This window comes from Chryseobacterium camelliae, from assembly GCF_002770595.1.
GTDB classification, from domain to species: domain Bacteria; phylum Bacteroidota; class Bacteroidia; order Flavobacteriales; family Weeksellaceae; genus Chryseobacterium; species Chryseobacterium camelliae.
The window spans coordinates 2,282,725-2,297,935 of the sequence record NZ_CP022986.1; the positions used below are offsets into that span (position 1 = coordinate 2,282,725).

The window sequence follows — 15,211 nt, forward strand, 5'->3', positions numbered from 1 at the left end:
CGCTTTTAATGATTACCTGATTTCAGCTTTCTGCCTTTCTCGATATAGCTTTTGCCTTTCGCCATAAGCTGCTCCACATATTCATCGGTCGTCTGCACGGCGTTAGCGTTGAGCATTTCCTTGATAGCACCAATCGTATAGTAATACTGCCCGTACATTTTTGAAAAAGCTATCTGCCCGTTGGTGCGCATACGCCACAACGTTTTTTCGCTGATGTGGAGATACTGGCAGACTTCGTGGTTGTTGAGCCATAAGCTATCGTAGCTTGTATCTTCCAGTTTGAGGATATATTCGCTAATGGCTTTCAACCGTTCGTTGAGGTGCTTCCACACTTCTTCGTCAACTGTTATAATGTTCATTGCACTATTGTTTAATATTCACAGTACAAAATTCAGAAGTGTGGCAGTGTTTGTCTGCCAATGCGTACCCATTGGTTTGGCACTTTTTTTCAAATTTTTTGCAATGAGAAAAACCCTTGTTTAATAAGGGTTTTAGCGTGTTTCGGTTATTTTGTAGTAGCCTTTTGCCCATATATGCCAATTGGCATATATGGGCAAAGAAAAAGCAGTACATTTTGTGTACTGCTTTCAAACACCCGTGCTGATGTTGCTAAAGGTCTTTATCCATATACTCTTCGAGGGAAATTTTGAGCTGGTCTAAAAACGCTGTCCGGGAGCCTGCCCTTGTTTTCATTCGGTGGAAAGAATGATGTATATCGTTTAAGGGAGTTCGGAATAAGATTTGAAAAATCAATGCTAATTTTCTGATACCTATTTTACCGTATGCAATAGATTTGGAAGCATACAGGGCGTAAATCAATTCAATAAGCGCATTTTGTGAATTAGTCCACGAAATGTCTTTGTGTGTATCTCCGTTCATTAAAATGGTATCGGGATTTTTTTCGGGGTTAATTTTAGTAAGCATATAGGTGTAAAGTAATTCATTCGCTATAATGTGGGCTATTTTGTTATCAAAGTATGTGGAGAAACTTAGGTCGATTTCAAACACGCCACTCTTTAACCCATCGTGGTAATTGATTTGTCCGAGCCTGAAATAAATATGGTCACGGTCTGTTCTGTCAGCACGGTAGTATCTGTAAAAATCCTCATTGCAAATGCTTTCTTTATATTCTGATTTGAGGGCTTTTAATTGGTTCTCATAATAGCTTTGATGTATTTTGCCATTGCTGACAGGGCAGGTAGTTTCTATACGGAATACTTTGTTATAGTAAATGAGCTTCCCTAATATTTGCGGTTTAATATTCTTGAAAAAGTCAATCTCACGGTGTTCGTCTTTAAACCCATCTTGTAAGACGTTGGTCTTTATGGTACACAACATCTCCTTTAGGAATAAAGTCATTTGGTAAGCCTCATCCGCAGTTTGCATCATTTGAGAAGATAACTTGTCTTCTTGATGTCTAATTTCTGATAATATTTTACTCAACACGATTTCCATAGCATAGTCTTTTAGAGGGCATCACTACTTGTTTCGGAGTTGCGACTGTTGTTGTTATGCCAAAATTTGGAATTAATATTGAAACCAATCTCACAGTTTCCCCCATATTGGGAAAGATTTTTTTAAGGAAGTATATAAATTGAAAAGGTAAAAACAAAAAAAAAGGGATAAGTACAATAAGACTATACCCTTTATTTATTAAATTTGCTTCAATGATTTACAAGGTAATCAGATGAAAACGAGTGCAGTAAGCACCATTACTAAATCGTTACCGATAGCACTTCCGGTTCTTGTAAACTACTCTTTATTAGCCACTTTGGGCTATATTAATCTTTTTTGTCAAAAATATTAAAATATTAATGATATCCGGAAAAAAAATATTTTAGCTTTGAAACCATCACGCTGAAGTGATAATTTTTATATCTTTAACCTACTAAAAACCAAAACTTATGATGAGAAAATTAATTTCTTGGCTGGCCTTTACGATGGCCTTCTGCCTTGTACTGCTTTCCTGTGTCCATGATGAGATCTATACTCCTTCCGATCCGGCGTCTAAGGAATACCATTCCAAAAGCCTGTGGAAAGAAGATGAGAAGTATATTAAAAATGTCATAAAGGTCTACTCAGAACACCATGAAGAAATAAAGAAGGGAGCCGGTGAACCGATATGGGATTATGCAATGACCATGGACCGCTTTGATGAAAGCTTCCTGATGGTTCCGGTAGCTGAAAATGGAAAAGTTGTTGCGGTACTGAATGTGCCGAGGAAAGGACAGAAGGTTTATTTTACCTATACCCAGGTACAGAATGATATGGAATTCTTTCAGAACCTGATGTCCTCCAGGCTCAAAAGGGCAGGGACGACTCTTGTGGATAATACAGCGGGAAAGTTAGTCTGTACAACCAAGACCATTTCAATGTTTTACCCGGATAATGAAAGTGATCCTGATGGTCCCGGGCATTGGGAATCGCATCATGTGACGGAATGTAAGAGCCAGCAGCTGGAGAGCTGTGTGGGTGAAGTGCTTCCTGACGGGACATGCCTGGGAGGAGGCGGGAATGATCCGGGCTATCCTTATCCCGGAGGAGGAGGCGAAGATCCGCAGCCGGAGCCTGAACAACCGGAAGATCCCTGTGAGAAAATGAAAGCCCAGAACCAGAACCAGGGTTTTAAAGACAAAGTAGCCGCATTGGATAAGGATGAGGTTTTTAAGGAAGATAAGGAAAAAGGCTATTCCGCAGCCTACGGCACTGTACCTTACGAATCTTTGGCCAACAGCAGTAACGGAAATGTAAGATTTCCGGAAGGAAATAAATATTTCGGGTATATGCATACCCATCTTAACATGGAGGGGGTTGTAAAGATTTTTTCGCCGTATGATGTGGCCACGTTTTTAACCAGCTGCGTCGCAAATGCCAAGCTGAAAGGCAATATGACTGATGCCTATGCCATGGTGATAACTTCAGAAGGAAATTATATCCTGAAATATTCGGGAGATGGTAATTTTGCTGTTACGGTAGGTCAACTTGAAAGTTGGAAAAGTTGGTATGAGAAAGAATATACTAAATTGATAGATAAAAATTTATTAACCCAATCTAACGTAGAGAAAATCTTTACTCAGTTCTTACAAGAAGAAGTAAATATTAATGGTCTTGAAGTATACAAGTCTGAAAAAAACACAGGTACTTCAAGTAAGTTACAATATAATGGTACTGATAACCCTGTTCAATCAATTCCTTGTCCTCAATAATCAATTAAACAATTTGTTATGAAAAATATACTTTTATTAATATTATTTGTTATTACAATTTCCTGTAAAGCTCAAATTTATCCTTTAAGGACTGAAGCAAATATTCCAGAAAATGCTTATGAAAAAGATACGAATGATGAACTTCCTGACTATGTAGGAACCTGGAAAGGAACCTGGGATAATAAGACCATTTTTATTTATTTTAAAAAGTTGACTAATCAGTATGATGATGTATTTAAATATTATAGAGATTATCTGATTGCAAAATTTAAAGTTTTAGACTCAAGTGGAAATGTCTTATTTGATAATACAAATTTAACAGATGATAAAGCAAAAATTTTCGGAAGCGGCTTTCGGAAACTAGATAATAAATATTCTTTAATTTATATTGATTCAGATTTATGTAGCACTTCTGGAAATATAAGAATAAACTTTACAGATTCTACCAAAACAAAACTGAACTGGCAGTATTTTTATCGCAACGAGATTATAACATCGGATTGCCCTTATTACAATACAAGTATCCCACAGCCGTTGCCTAAAGAAATTATTTTAACTAAACAATAATGTGAAGCCCCTGAAATGGGGCTTTATCTGATGATGAAAAATGTACTTTTATTTATACTATTTACTGTTACAATTTCTTGTACAGCACAAACCTATCCATTGAGAACATTTACAGATATTCCTGAAAATGCTTATCTAAAAGATACAAATAATGAACTTCCTGCTTATGAAGGAACCTGGAAAGGGACCTGGGATAATAAGACCATTTTTATTTATTTTAAAAAAATAAATAAAAAATATAATGAAAATTTAAAATATTACAAAGATCTTTTAATAGCAAGATTCAAAGTTCTTGATTCTAACGGAAACATCTTATTTGATAATACAAATTTAACAGATGATAAAGCAAAAATATGGGGAGGAAAATTTAAAAAAGTAGATGATAAATATTCTTTAATCTATATTGATCCGGATCTATGCAGTACTTCTGGTAGTATTTACATAAATTTCACAGATTCTACCAAAACAAAATTGGACTGGAAATACTTTTACACTAATGAGATCATAACATCGGATTGCCCATATTACAATACAGGCATTCCACAACCGCTGCCTAAAGAAATTATTTTAACTAAACAATAATGTGAAGCCCCGAAAATGGGGCTTTATCTGATAATGAAAAATATATTTTTATTTTTACTATTTACTGTTACAATTTCTTGTACAGCACAAACCTATCCATTGAGAACATTTACAGATATCCCTGAAAATGCTTATTTAAAGGATACTAACAATGAACTGCCTTTCTATGAAGGAACCTGGAAAGGAACTTGGGATAATAAAACGATTTTTATTAATTTCAAAAAAATTACAAATAAATATGATGATGTTCTAAAAAAATATAGAGATTATCTGATTGCAAAATTCAAAGTTTTAGATACCAATGGAAACATACTATTTGATAATACAAATCTAGCGGATGATAAAGCAAAAATATGGGGAGGTAAATTTATAAAAGATGATAATAGATATGCTTTATATTATAATGATTCAGATTTGTGCAATACTTCAGGCACTATAACTATTAATTTTTTAGATTCTACCAAAACAAAGCTGGAATGGAAATACTTTTATCGCAATGAGATCATAACATCGGATTGCCCTTATTACAATACAAGTATCCCACAGCCGTTGCCTAAAGAAATTATTTTAACTAAACAATAATGTGAAGCCCCGAAAATGGGGCTTTATCTGATGATGAAAAATATATTTTTATTTATATCCATTCACTTGATACTCTTAAGTTGTGCTCAGGTATACTCTCTGAACACCAATACTGATGTACCAACCGATGCTTATATTAAGGATCTTAATAACGAACTTATTCCTTATGAGGGAACGTGGAAGGGAACTTGGGACAATAAAACACTGTTTATTTATTTCAAAAGAATAAAGAAATATATGGATCATAAAGAAAACAATCCTTATTACAAAGATGTCTTAGTTGGAAAATTTAAAGTTATAAATTCCAATAATCAGATTTTATTTGATAATACTAATCTAGCCGACAACGATGCTAAGATTGAAGGAACTCGTTTTTTTTCTATGCCATATAAGAAATATTCTTTATTTTATTTGGATCCAGATATTTGTAATTCTACTGGCGATATCTTAATAAAGTTTTTAAATAATACTTCAACACAATTAGACTGGAAGTTTTCAGATACAACCGATATTATTGATTCTTCATGTCAATATTATAATGCCAATCCATTTCCCCAGCCGTTGCCTAAAGAAATTATTTTAACTAAACAATAACGTGAGCCCCGAAAATGGGGCTTTATTATTGGAATATTTATACAACACTCACAATCACTTCCGCCGCTTTCTCACTTGCCCCTTTTCCGCCAAGCTTTTCCCTCAGCAGTTCATAATCCTTCAGCATAACAGATCTTTTATCTCCGGAAATGATCTGGCTCAGTTCATTAATAAGGTTTGGGGTATTCAGCTCATCCTGAATCAGCTCCTTAACGACTTCCCGGTCCATAATCAGGTTGACCAGGGAAATATATTTGATGTTTTTCACCAGCCGCTTGGCAATGGCGTAGGAAATTTTGCTTCCGCGGTAGCAGACTACTTCAGGAACATTTAAGAGTGCTGTTTCCAGGGTAGCGGTTCCGGAGGTCACCAAAGCTGCTTTGGAGCACCTCAACAGGTCATAGGTTTTGTTGGAAACAAAATGCACACGATCATCCACGTATTTCTCATAGAATTCTTTAGGCAGACTGGGTGCACCGGCAATGACAAACTGATAGTCCTTAAAATGCGGACGTACCGAAAGCATAAGCTCCAGCATTTTTTCCACTTCCTGTTTCCGGGAACCCGGCAGAAGGGCGATAATGTCCTGATCCGTCAGACCGTTCTCTTTTTTAAAGGTCCCCGGATCTATAGGTTCCAGATTGGATATGGCATCCAGCAGCGGGTGGCCCACAAAATGGGAATGAACGCCGTGCTTCTTATAAAAATCTTCCTCAAAAGGAAGGATGACCAGCATCTCATCCACATATTTCTTAATGATCTCTACCCTGCTCTCCTTCCAGGCCCAGAGTTGCGGCGAAATATAGTACACCACTTTAATGCCGAGCCCTTTGGCGAATTTAGCAATCCGCAGGTTGAATCCCGGATAATCGACCAGGATCAGCACATCAGGTCGGTAATTCCGGATATCCTGTTTGCAGAACCTGATATTATTCAGGATCGTCCTGATATTTTTAGCAACTTCCAGGAAGCCCATAAAGGCAAGGTCCCGGTAATGTTTCACCGGTGTGCCTCCTGTGAGGCTCATCAGGTCACCGCCCCAGAACCTGAACTCAGCATCCTGGTCCTTCTGCTTCAGGGCTTTCATGAGATTGCTGCCGTGAAGGTCTCCCGAGGCCTCTCCTGCTATGATATAATACTTCATTTCTATGGTAAGGATAGAGACAAATTAGGATTTCGTAAGATCTTAATTTGTAAATTTGTTCAAAGATAATAATAAAAATGGCAGAAGATTTTGAAATCCGGAATAAGGTTGCAGAAAGCGGTCTGATTAACTTTGATCTTACTGATCTCGTCCCCAGAGGGGCACGTAAAGGCATAGACCTTAAAGATTTTCTTTTTATGGAGATGATCCTCAAAGAAAAAGATTTCCGCGAAAAGGTAGTGGCTTTGGATGCAGAAGAATACCGTGACGCCTATGTGTATATATACAATTCAGCAGATGCCATTGTTCCGCTCTGGGCCTATTTCCTGATTACGGCGAAACTGTCGCCGGTAACCCGGAAAGTGGTCTTTGGGAACCGTGAAGACCTGGAAGTGATTTTGATGCACAATGCCGTTCAGAACTATGATTTCAGTGAAATGAGGGGGAAACGGGTACTGGTTAAGGGCTGTTCAGACAAAGAAATTCCAGAAAATGCATATATAGAGCTGGTAGAACAGTTACAGCCGATCGTTAAATCGCTGATGTTCGGTGAGGCATGTTCTAATGTTCCCATCCTTAAGAATTAATGCTGTCCGGAAAAATTTTCTACCGGTTGAGATTGAGGAATAATTTTTGGTATTGATGATGTACTAACCAGTAAAATAAACACAAACTATGGGCTTAATCGATCTACTTACAGGAAATACCGGCACTCAGGTGGCCGACCAGGCAGAAAACAAATTCGGGATCAACAGGAATCAGGTGCTTGCATTGCTTGCTGTAGCAGCTCCTCTGATTATTTCTTACCTCAGAAAAAAATCCGAAGACAATAAAGAAGCAGAAGCACTCAATAATGCTCTGGACAAGGACCATGATGGCAGTATCCTGGATGATCCTTCCCAACTGGAAACACGGCAGTCAGAAGGCGGTTCTATCCTCAACCATATCTTCGGAAATGATAAGCAGAATGTTGAAAACCAGCTTTCGCAAAATACGGGAATCTCCATTGATAAGATCGGTCCTGTACTGGCTATGCTTGCTCCTGTAATTATGGGATATATCGGAAAGGAAAAGCAACAGAATAATGTAGGATCAGGAGGATTAGGTGATTTGCTGGGCGGCATTTTAGGAAACGCTTCAAACCAGGCTCAGTCTCATCAGTCCAGTCCTTTGAATGATATTCTCGGAAAAGTGCTGGGCGGAGGCAACAATTCCTCTTCGGGCAATCCGTTGAACGACATACTGGGGAATATCCTCGGGAATAACGGAGACCAGAAAAAACAGCAGGGTGAAGGCGGACTGGGGGATATCCTGGAAAGCTTCCTGGGCGGAAAATAATTTAATTTTGTTACATAGAAAAAGGCCGGAGAAACAAATTCTCCGGCCTTTTTATTCTTAGTTTTTCGCTTTTTCTTCTGTTGCGACCACTGATTTTGAAGCTTTTCTTGGTCTTCTTTTCCCATAGCTTCCATTGTTGATTTTTCCTCTCTTGGATTTTTTATCTCCTTTTCCCATAATGGCAAATATTTATTTGGTGAAGCACTAAATTAGAAAAAACTGCGCAAAAATAAAAGCCGAGGCTTAAAATTTTGGTAAAAATGGTATTGACCAACCTATTTGGTGATCTTAAAGTCACCAATGAATAAATAGTGTCATAGTAAATGAAGTCAATACGATTCAACTTTTAAATCAAATGCAGAAAAAGTTTTTATTTCAAAAACCTTCAAAAATCCTATCTTTGCACTCTAAAATCAGCTATAAGAATCTGATATCTGACGTTTAATATCTAACATCTAAAAACCAATGTTTCGATCGCACACCAACGGAGAACTGTCTCTAAAAAATCTTAATGAAACCGTTACACTTTCAGGATGGGTACAGACCATCCGTGATAAAGGATTTATGATTTGGATCGATCTCCGAGACCGGTACGGGATTACACAGTTGGTTTTTGACCAGGAACGCTCTTCAGCGCAGCTGATGGAAGAAGCCAAAAAGCTGGGCCGTGAATTCGTGATCCAGGTGAAAGGGAAAATAATCGAAAGGGTAAGTAAAAACCCTAATATTCCTACCGGGGAAATTGAAATTTTAGTGGAAGAATTAACCATCCTGAATGAATCCCAGCTTCCCCCGTTTACCATTGAAGATGAAACGGACGGCGGAGAAGAACTCAGAATGAAATACCGTTACCTCGATATCAGGAGGAATCCGGTAAAGGATAAGCTTATTTTCCGTCACAAAATGGCCCAGAAGGTAAGAAATTACCTTTCAGACAATGGCTTCATCGAAGTGGAAACTCCGGTGCTCATCAAATCTACTCCGGAGGGGGCAAGGGATTTTGTGGTGCCGAGCAGGATGAATCCGGGACAGTTTTATGCCCTTCCGCAATCTCCGCAGACCTTCAAGCAGCTGCTGATGGTGGGCGGAATGGATAAATATTTCCAGATCGTAAAATGTTTCCGTGATGAGGATTTAAGGGCGGACAGGCAGCCGGAATTCACCCAGATCGACTGTGAAATGGCATTCGTGGAACAGGAAGATGTTATGAATGTCTTTGAAGGCATGACGAAAACCTTACTGAAAGACATTACCGGACAGGAATTCGGGGGGTTCCCGAGAATGACTTTTGCCGATGCGATGCAGACTTACGGTAACGATAAACCGGACATCCGTTTCGGGATGAAGTTCGTGGAGCTGAATGACCTGGTCAAAGGAAAAGATTTTAAAATATTTGATGATGCGGAACTGGTAGTCGGGATCAATGTGGAAGGCTGTGCAGAGTATACCAGAAAGCAGATCGACGAGCTGGTGGACTGGGTAAAACGCCCGCAGATTGGAGCGTCCGGAATGGTGTGGGTAAAATTCCAGAATGACGGAGTGAAGACCTCATCAGTCAATAAATTCTACAATGAAGAAGATTTAGCAGCAATCACCGAAAAGTTCGGGGCGAAGGAAGGCGATTTGATGCTGATCCTTTCCGGAAACGAAAATAAAGTGAGAACACAGCTCTCTGCCTTAAGGATGGAACTCGGAAACCGTCTCGGACTGAGAAAAGGGAATGAATTCGCCCCGCTTTGGGTCGTAGACTTCCCGTTGCTTGAATTTGATGAGGAGAGCGGACGTTACCATGCCATGCACCACCCGTTCACATCTCCGAAGCCGGAAGACATCCATTTATTGGAAACAGATCCGGGGAAAGCGAGAGCCAATGCGTATGATATGGTCCTGAACGGAAATGAAATCGGCGGAGGATCCATCAGGATTTTTGATAAGGATTTGCAGTCCAGAATGTTTGATCTGCTAGGCTTCACCAAAGAAGAAGCGGAAGCCCAGTTCGGATTCCTTATGAACGCCTTCAAATACGGTGCGCCGCCTCATGGTGGGCTGGCTTTCGGGTTTGACCGCCTGGTTGCTATTCTTGACGGAAATGAAGTGATCAGGGATTATATCGCATTCCCTAAAAACAATTCCGGAAGGGATGTCATGATTGATGCACCGGCTTCCATCGCCGATGAACAGTTGGATGAGCTTGAACTGAAACTGGATTTAAAAGCATAAATTTGAGCGGAGATTTTTCTCCGCTTTTTTATTCTGCTATCTTATTTATTTCATTACCAAAAAAAGCACAGCACTTTGCTGCCCACGCCCTATGACCGAAGAAATCGTAACCTGCACTGCCCTGAGTTCCCCGGAATCATTGTCGCGGATATATCAATATGAATTCAAAAGGATCTGGAAAAATAATCTGCTTAAGAATAAGAAAAACATGCTTTGGGGAATTGTATTCCTGGCTTTAGGATCTTTTTTACTGTTTTACCGGCAACCTTTCGGATACTTTTTTATCGGCAGTGGATTAATGTACCTGGTGATGTTTTTCAATTACGTTGCGCAGTATGGAAAAGCCAAAAGAAAAGCTGAAACTGTAGAAAAGAAACAGGCTGAAAAGCTACGGCAATATCCAAAGCCTATGTTTTGGGAATTGACACCAACCCATTTCAAATTTTCAGATCATAGAATTGAGTTGAAAGTAGCCTGGAAAGAAATCAGCTATTGCTTGTTAGATAATGTATACCTGTATATCACCATTGAATCATTGATGCATGTGGTGATCAGTAAGGAAAATACTGATGATGAACATTTTGATCAGACCATTGCGTATCTCCAACATCATGCCCGCTTTCAACAGATTTAATTAGGTACCACATCATTTTTATAATGCCCTGCACGGCACAATCATTGTACTTTATGCCTCAAATACAGTACAATGAGAGCAATCTGGAACGGTGCCATCGGTTTTGGCCTAGTGAATATTCCTGTAAAGATCTACTCGGCAACGGAAACGACCAAGCTGGATCTTGATATGCTGGATAAGTCTGATTATTCCAACATCCGTTTCAAACGGGTGAATGAATCCACAGGAAAAGAAGTGAAGTGGGAAAACATTGTGAAAGGATACCGCATCGATGATCAATACATCATTCTGGATGAAGATGACTATGAAGCGGCCAGTCCGGAAAAATCAAAGATCCTTTCCATTGACCAGTTTGTAAAGGAAGACGAGGTGGACAGCATCTATTTTGAAACTCCATACTACCTTGAACCCCAGAAAAACGGTGAAAGTGCTTACAGGCTTCTGTTGAAAGCGCTTCAGCAGACCGAAATGGTCGGCATAGGCACTTTTGTCCTCCGTGAAAGTGAAACCATCGGTATGATCCGGCCCTATAACAATGATATTTTACTGCTGAACCGGCTACGGTTTGATCAGGAAATCAGGGATTATTCCGACCTGAAAATCCCGGCTAAAAAAGCGGCTAAAGGCGCTGAGCTTAAAATGGCGGTCAGCCTTATCGAACAGCTTTCCCAGGAGTTTGATCCGGCTATGTATAAAGACACCTATTCTGATGAACTGATGAAGATCATTAATCAGAAAGCAAAAGGGAAAAGCATCAAGGCGAAAAAGATCCAGCCTGCCGAAGACGGAAAAGTAGTTGACCTGATGGCCCAACTGAAAGCAAGCTTACAGAATTCCAAATCTAAAAATGCATCCTGATGGCTCTTAAAGATTATCACAACAAACGAAAATTCGACGAAACGAGTGAACCGGAAGGTGCCGTAAAGAAAAGCGGAAACAAGTTGATTTTTGTAATTCAGCGCCACGCTGCGTCACGCCTTCACTATGATTTCAGGCTGGAAATGGACGGTGTCCTTAAAAGCTGGGCAGTTCCTAAAGGACCTTCACTGGATCCTAAAGACAAACGACTGGCGATGATGGTGGAAGACCACCCGTATGATTACAAGGACTTTGAGGGAAACATTCCGGAAGGAAACTATGGGGCCGGACAGGTAGAAGTATGGGACAGCGGGACTTATGAGCCTTTGGATGACACCAGCAAGCTATCAGATGAAAAAGAACTGTTGAAAGAGCTTAAAGCAGGATCATTGAAATTCATCCTTCACGGCAAAAAGCTTAGAGGTGAATTTGCTTTGGTAAAAATGAAAAATTCAGAAGGCAATGCCTGGCTTCTGATCAAGCATAAAGACGAATTCGCAGAAAGCGGTTACGATGCAGAGGAACATACGTCTTCAAAATCGCTTGTCACCGAATTCCTGGAGGAAAAAAAAAGCCCAAAAACCGGCAAAAAGAAAACATAGCACACCCTAAAGCCTTCCATGATCCCAGCGGATTAAGCGAAGAGAAAAAGCTTGCTTCCTTTATCCATCCCATGCTCGCAAAACTTCATGACGAGCCTTTCGATCATAAAGACTGGATCTTCGAAATCAAATGGGACGGGTACAGAGCTGTTGCCGATCTGAGTAAAGATGAACCTCAGTTCTACTCCCGCAACGGGATTTCATTCCTGTCCAAATTTAAAAAAGTAGCCAGAGATTTCAGCAGGCAGGAGCATCAGATGATCCTGGATGGCGAAATAGTAGCTTACGACGGCCAAGGACGGCCAAATTTCCAGTTGTTGCAGCAGATTGGGGATAATCCCGACCTTGCACTGGTCTATCAGGTTTTCGATCTTTTATGGCTGAATGGGCATTCTACTGAAAACCTTCCTCTGATCCAAAGAAAAGAACTGCTGAAAGAAGCACTGAAAGAAACGGATGTGATCCGTTATTGCGACCATGTGGAAGAAAAAGGGATCAGCTTTTTCAAGGAAATGCAGAAATTACAGCTGGAAGGCATGATCGCTAAAAAATCCAACAGCGTGTATGTGGAAAATAATAGGACTACCGACTGGCTTAAAGTGAAATTTTCCAATACGGATGAAACGATCATCTGCGGATTTACAGAGCCTAAAGGATCCAGAAAGGGATTCGGTGCCCTGATTCTTGGAAAATATATCCATGACGAATTGGTGTACTGTGGCCATACGGGAACAGGCTTCAACCATGAAACGCTGCTGGAGATCCGTAACAGGCTGGAAAAGATCGTTGTTAAGAAATCGCCGTTTGAAGACACCCCTAAAACCAATTCACCGGTAACCTGGGTAAAGCCGGAACTGGTCTGCGAAATTAAATACTCTGAAATTACCAATGACGGTATTTTCCGTCATCCGGTTTTTGTAACGATCCGTGAGGATAAGGAACCGGAAGAAATCAAGGGTACTCCCCGATCCATCACTGAAAAACCTGAAGATATGAAACCTAAAACTACGGCAGCAAAAAAGACCAAAGCTCCTGAAAATGAAACTGAAATCACCCTGAACCGCCATAAAGTAAAACTGACCAACCAGGATAAGATCTATTTCCCTGAAGATGACATCAGCAAAGGCGAAGTGGTTGATTATTACCAGTCGGTCGCAGAATATATTTTGCCGCATCTGAAAAACCGTCCCCTTTCGCTCAACCGTTTTCCAAACGGCATTGAAAAGCAGGGCTTCTATCAGAAGGACGCGAGTGACAATATTCCGGAATGGATCAAAACTACCGAAGTATTCTCCGATTCTACGGATAAATATATTGATTATATCATCTGCAATGATAAAGCTACCCTCGCCTACCTGAATAATTTAGGCTGTATTGATATGAATCCATGGAACAGCTCACTCCCCGACCTGGAGCATCCTGATTACCTGGTGCTGGATCTGGACCCTTCAAAGAACAATACATTTGATAATGTCATTGAGACTGCATTGCAGGTTCATGAAGTATTGGAGGCAGTCAAAGTAAAAGGCTACTGCAAAACTTCGGGCAGCACCGGCATCCACATTTATGTTCCTATGGGAGGCGAATATGACTTCGACCAGGTAAAAGACTTTGCCCACATTTTAATGAAGAAGGTTAACGAAAAACTTCCAAAACTGACCACACTGGAAAGAAGCCTGCAAAAGCGCAGCAGCAATAAAATCTATCTGGATTACCTTCAGAACCGGCAGGGCCAGACGCTCGCCAGTGTGTACAGCATTAGGCCAAAAGAAGGTGCTTCGGTTTCCATGCCGCTGGAATGGAATGAACTGAAACCCGGATTGAAACCTACAGATTTTACCATTCATAATGCCCTGGAGAGAATCAAGAAAAAAGGAGATTTGTTTAAACCTGTTTTAGGAAAAGGGATTGATATGATGGCAGCATTGGAATTATTAGGAAATTAAGCAAAACCTAAGGGAATAATTAATTAACTTTGTATTCAGTAAATGTAAAATTACTTAGATTATATTTTCCTTACTAGCATTTGCAATATATGATAATTTTAATTTTTCGTTACTAGCTTCAAGACTCGTTGTTTTATTTGCCTTAATACTAACCATTGAAATCAAACCAGAAATAACTGACATAAATGGAAAAGTGAAGCCTTGTGTAAAATCAAGTATTGAGCCTGCTGCAATTGCAGTTAAAAAATCTTTTCCATTAATATTTATTTCTGTTGTCAGATCATATTTTTGTGTCTTAGCAAAATTCTCTGTTGATATTTTTTCGATATCTTGTAGGGCTTTAATAAATTCTGATTTGGATATTTTATATTGTAAATCAATATCCGGAGATTTCAAAATTTCCAAGTATAAATGATCAATACTTTGATGTAACTTTTCAAATTCATCTTTTCTTTTATTTTTGAATTCCAATAAAATTTCAGAATTGACACCTTCTATTGGAACAGGAAGACAATTTAATAATCCAACCTTCAAGGATGCATATTTTTTTTGAAAGTCTTTTGCAATAATTACTTCCTCACCAATTTGATGTATTGTCCAATCAGTATCTTTTTCTTCCAACAATAATTTATTTGCTATAATTCCTTGAGATACTACAAAGGGATCGTAAGAACCATTTTCAACATTTGTTGACCAACTATTAAATCTAACAATTGGTCTTTCAAGTATTCCTAATTTAATAAGATATTCTTCATTTGGAATTGCTTGATGAATAATATTATTTGTTGGCATTACAATTCTATCCCAATATAATATGTAATAATTTAGATCTGCTGTTGACAAATTTCCGGATATTGAAATAGTACTTGAATTAATTCTCTTTGTCTTACCAGTATTAGTAATAATTCCACGTTTCATTGTTTATTTTCTATGTTTAT

The 15,211-nt window shown here is 39.2% G+C and carries 17 protein-coding genes; 12 read left to right on the forward strand and 5 right to left on the reverse strand.

The annotated features are described in order from the left end of the window. Positions 1–5: 5 nt before the first annotated feature. Positions 6–359 (reverse strand): helix-turn-helix domain-containing protein, encoded by a 354-nt coding sequence (locus CGB83_RS10485; RefSeq protein ID WP_013632656.1) that lies wholly within the window; start codon positions 357–359, stop codon positions 6–8. A gap of 250 nt (positions 360–609) precedes the next feature. Further along, the gene (locus CGB83_RS10490) at positions 610–1,455 is read right to left on the reverse strand and encodes an RteC domain-containing protein (RefSeq protein WP_066434899.1); all 846 of its coding nucleotides are present in this window, start codon (positions 1,453–1,455) and stop codon (positions 610–612) included. Positions 1,456–1,904: 449 nt separating this feature from the next. Between CGB83_RS10490 and CGB83_RS10495 the strand changes: the two genes are divergently transcribed. The 5 genes from CGB83_RS10495 to CGB83_RS10515 are packed head-to-tail and all read left to right on the forward strand — an operon-like array spanning position 1,905 to position 5,531. Continuing rightward, positions 1,905–3,206, forward strand: coding sequence for a hypothetical protein (locus CGB83_RS10495; protein WP_157761398.1), 1,302 nt, complete (start codon positions 1,905–1,907; stop codon positions 3,204–3,206). 18 nt (positions 3,207–3,224) lie between these two features. Continuing rightward, positions 3,225–3,773, forward strand: a complete 549-nt coding sequence (locus tag CGB83_RS10500) for a DUF6705 family protein (protein WP_100075717.1) — start codon at positions 3,225–3,227, stop codon at positions 3,771–3,773. A gap of 33 nt (positions 3,774–3,806) precedes the next feature. Next, on the forward strand, positions 3,807–4,355 hold the full coding sequence (locus CGB83_RS10505; protein ID WP_335621882.1) for a DUF6705 family protein: 549 nt from the start codon (positions 3,807–3,809) through the stop codon (positions 4,353–4,355). 33 nt (positions 4,356–4,388) lie between these two features. Then, entirely contained in the window at positions 4,389–4,937 is a 549-nt protein-coding gene (locus CGB83_RS10510) for a DUF6705 family protein (protein WP_157761400.1), read from the forward strand. Between the two features lie 30 nt (positions 4,938–4,967). Beyond that, entirely contained in the window at positions 4,968–5,531 is a 564-nt protein-coding gene (locus CGB83_RS10515; RefSeq protein WP_157761401.1) for a DUF6705 family protein, read from the forward strand. Between the two features lie 37 nt (positions 5,532–5,568). Here the strand turns inward: CGB83_RS10515 and lpxB are convergent, their stop codons facing one another. Continuing rightward, complete coding sequence (lpxB, locus tag CGB83_RS10520; RefSeq protein WP_100075721.1) at positions 5,569–6,675, reverse strand: lipid-A-disaccharide synthase; 1,107 nt, start codon at positions 6,673–6,675, stop codon at positions 5,569–5,571. A 77-nt stretch (positions 6,676–6,752) separates the two neighbouring features. Between lpxB and CGB83_RS10525 the strand changes: the two genes are divergently transcribed. Together CGB83_RS10525 and CGB83_RS10530 are read left to right on the forward strand one after the other, a co-directional pair. Next, positions 6,753–7,262 carry a DUF2480 family protein gene (locus CGB83_RS10525; RefSeq protein ID WP_100075722.1) on the forward strand — a complete coding sequence of 170 codons (510 nt, stop codon included), beginning with the start codon at positions 6,753–6,755 and terminating at the stop codon, positions 7,260–7,262. An 88-nt stretch (positions 7,263–7,350) separates the two neighbouring features. Beyond that, a complete protein-coding gene (locus CGB83_RS10530; protein ID WP_100075723.1) occupies positions 7,351–8,013 on the forward strand; it encodes a DUF937 domain-containing protein in 663 nt (220 codons plus the stop codon). Between the two features lie 57 nt (positions 8,014–8,070). Here CGB83_RS10530 and CGB83_RS10535 read toward each other — a convergent pair whose 3' ends face one another. Then, positions 8,071–8,190: a 30S ribosomal protein THX gene (locus tag CGB83_RS10535; RefSeq protein WP_100075724.1), complete on the reverse strand. Its 120-nt coding sequence runs from the start codon at positions 8,188–8,190 to the stop codon at positions 8,071–8,073. A 288-nt stretch (positions 8,191–8,478) separates the two neighbouring features. Between CGB83_RS10535 and aspS the strand changes: the two genes are divergently transcribed. The 5 genes from aspS to ligD all read left to right on the forward strand — a co-directional run bounded on the left by aspS (position 8,479) and on the right by ligD (position 14,273). Beyond that, positions 8,479–10,233 carry an aspartate--tRNA ligase gene (gene aspS / locus CGB83_RS10540; protein WP_100075725.1) on the forward strand — a complete coding sequence of 585 codons (1,755 nt, stop codon included), beginning with the start codon at positions 8,479–8,481 and terminating at the stop codon, positions 10,231–10,233. 91 nt (positions 10,234–10,324) lie between these two features. Next, a complete protein-coding gene (locus CGB83_RS10545; protein ID WP_100075726.1) occupies positions 10,325–10,867 on the forward strand; it encodes a hypothetical protein in 543 nt (180 codons plus the stop codon). 72 nt (positions 10,868–10,939) lie between these two features. After that, entirely contained in the window at positions 10,940–11,725 is a 786-nt protein-coding gene (ku, locus tag CGB83_RS10550; protein ID WP_100075727.1) for a non-homologous end joining protein Ku, read from the forward strand. Beyond that, positions 11,725–12,327 carry a DNA polymerase ligase N-terminal domain-containing protein gene (locus tag CGB83_RS10555; protein WP_100075728.1) on the forward strand — a complete coding sequence of 201 codons (603 nt, stop codon included), beginning with the start codon at positions 11,725–11,727 and terminating at the stop codon, positions 12,325–12,327. The genes ku and CGB83_RS10555 overlap by 1 nt, the downstream gene beginning before the upstream one ends. A 71-nt stretch (positions 12,328–12,398) precedes the next feature. Beyond that, the gene (ligD, locus tag CGB83_RS10560) at positions 12,399–14,273 is read left to right on the forward strand and encodes a DNA ligase D (protein ID WP_100075729.1); all 1,875 of its coding nucleotides are present in this window, start codon (positions 12,399–12,401) and stop codon (positions 14,271–14,273) included. Between the two features lie 54 nt (positions 14,274–14,327). Here the strand turns inward: ligD and CGB83_RS10565 are convergent, their stop codons facing one another. Next, positions 14,328–15,191, reverse strand: a complete 864-nt coding sequence (locus tag CGB83_RS10565; RefSeq protein WP_100075730.1) for a DUF6236 family protein — start codon at positions 15,189–15,191, stop codon at positions 14,328–14,330. Between the last annotated feature and the right edge of the window lie 20 nt (positions 15,192–15,211).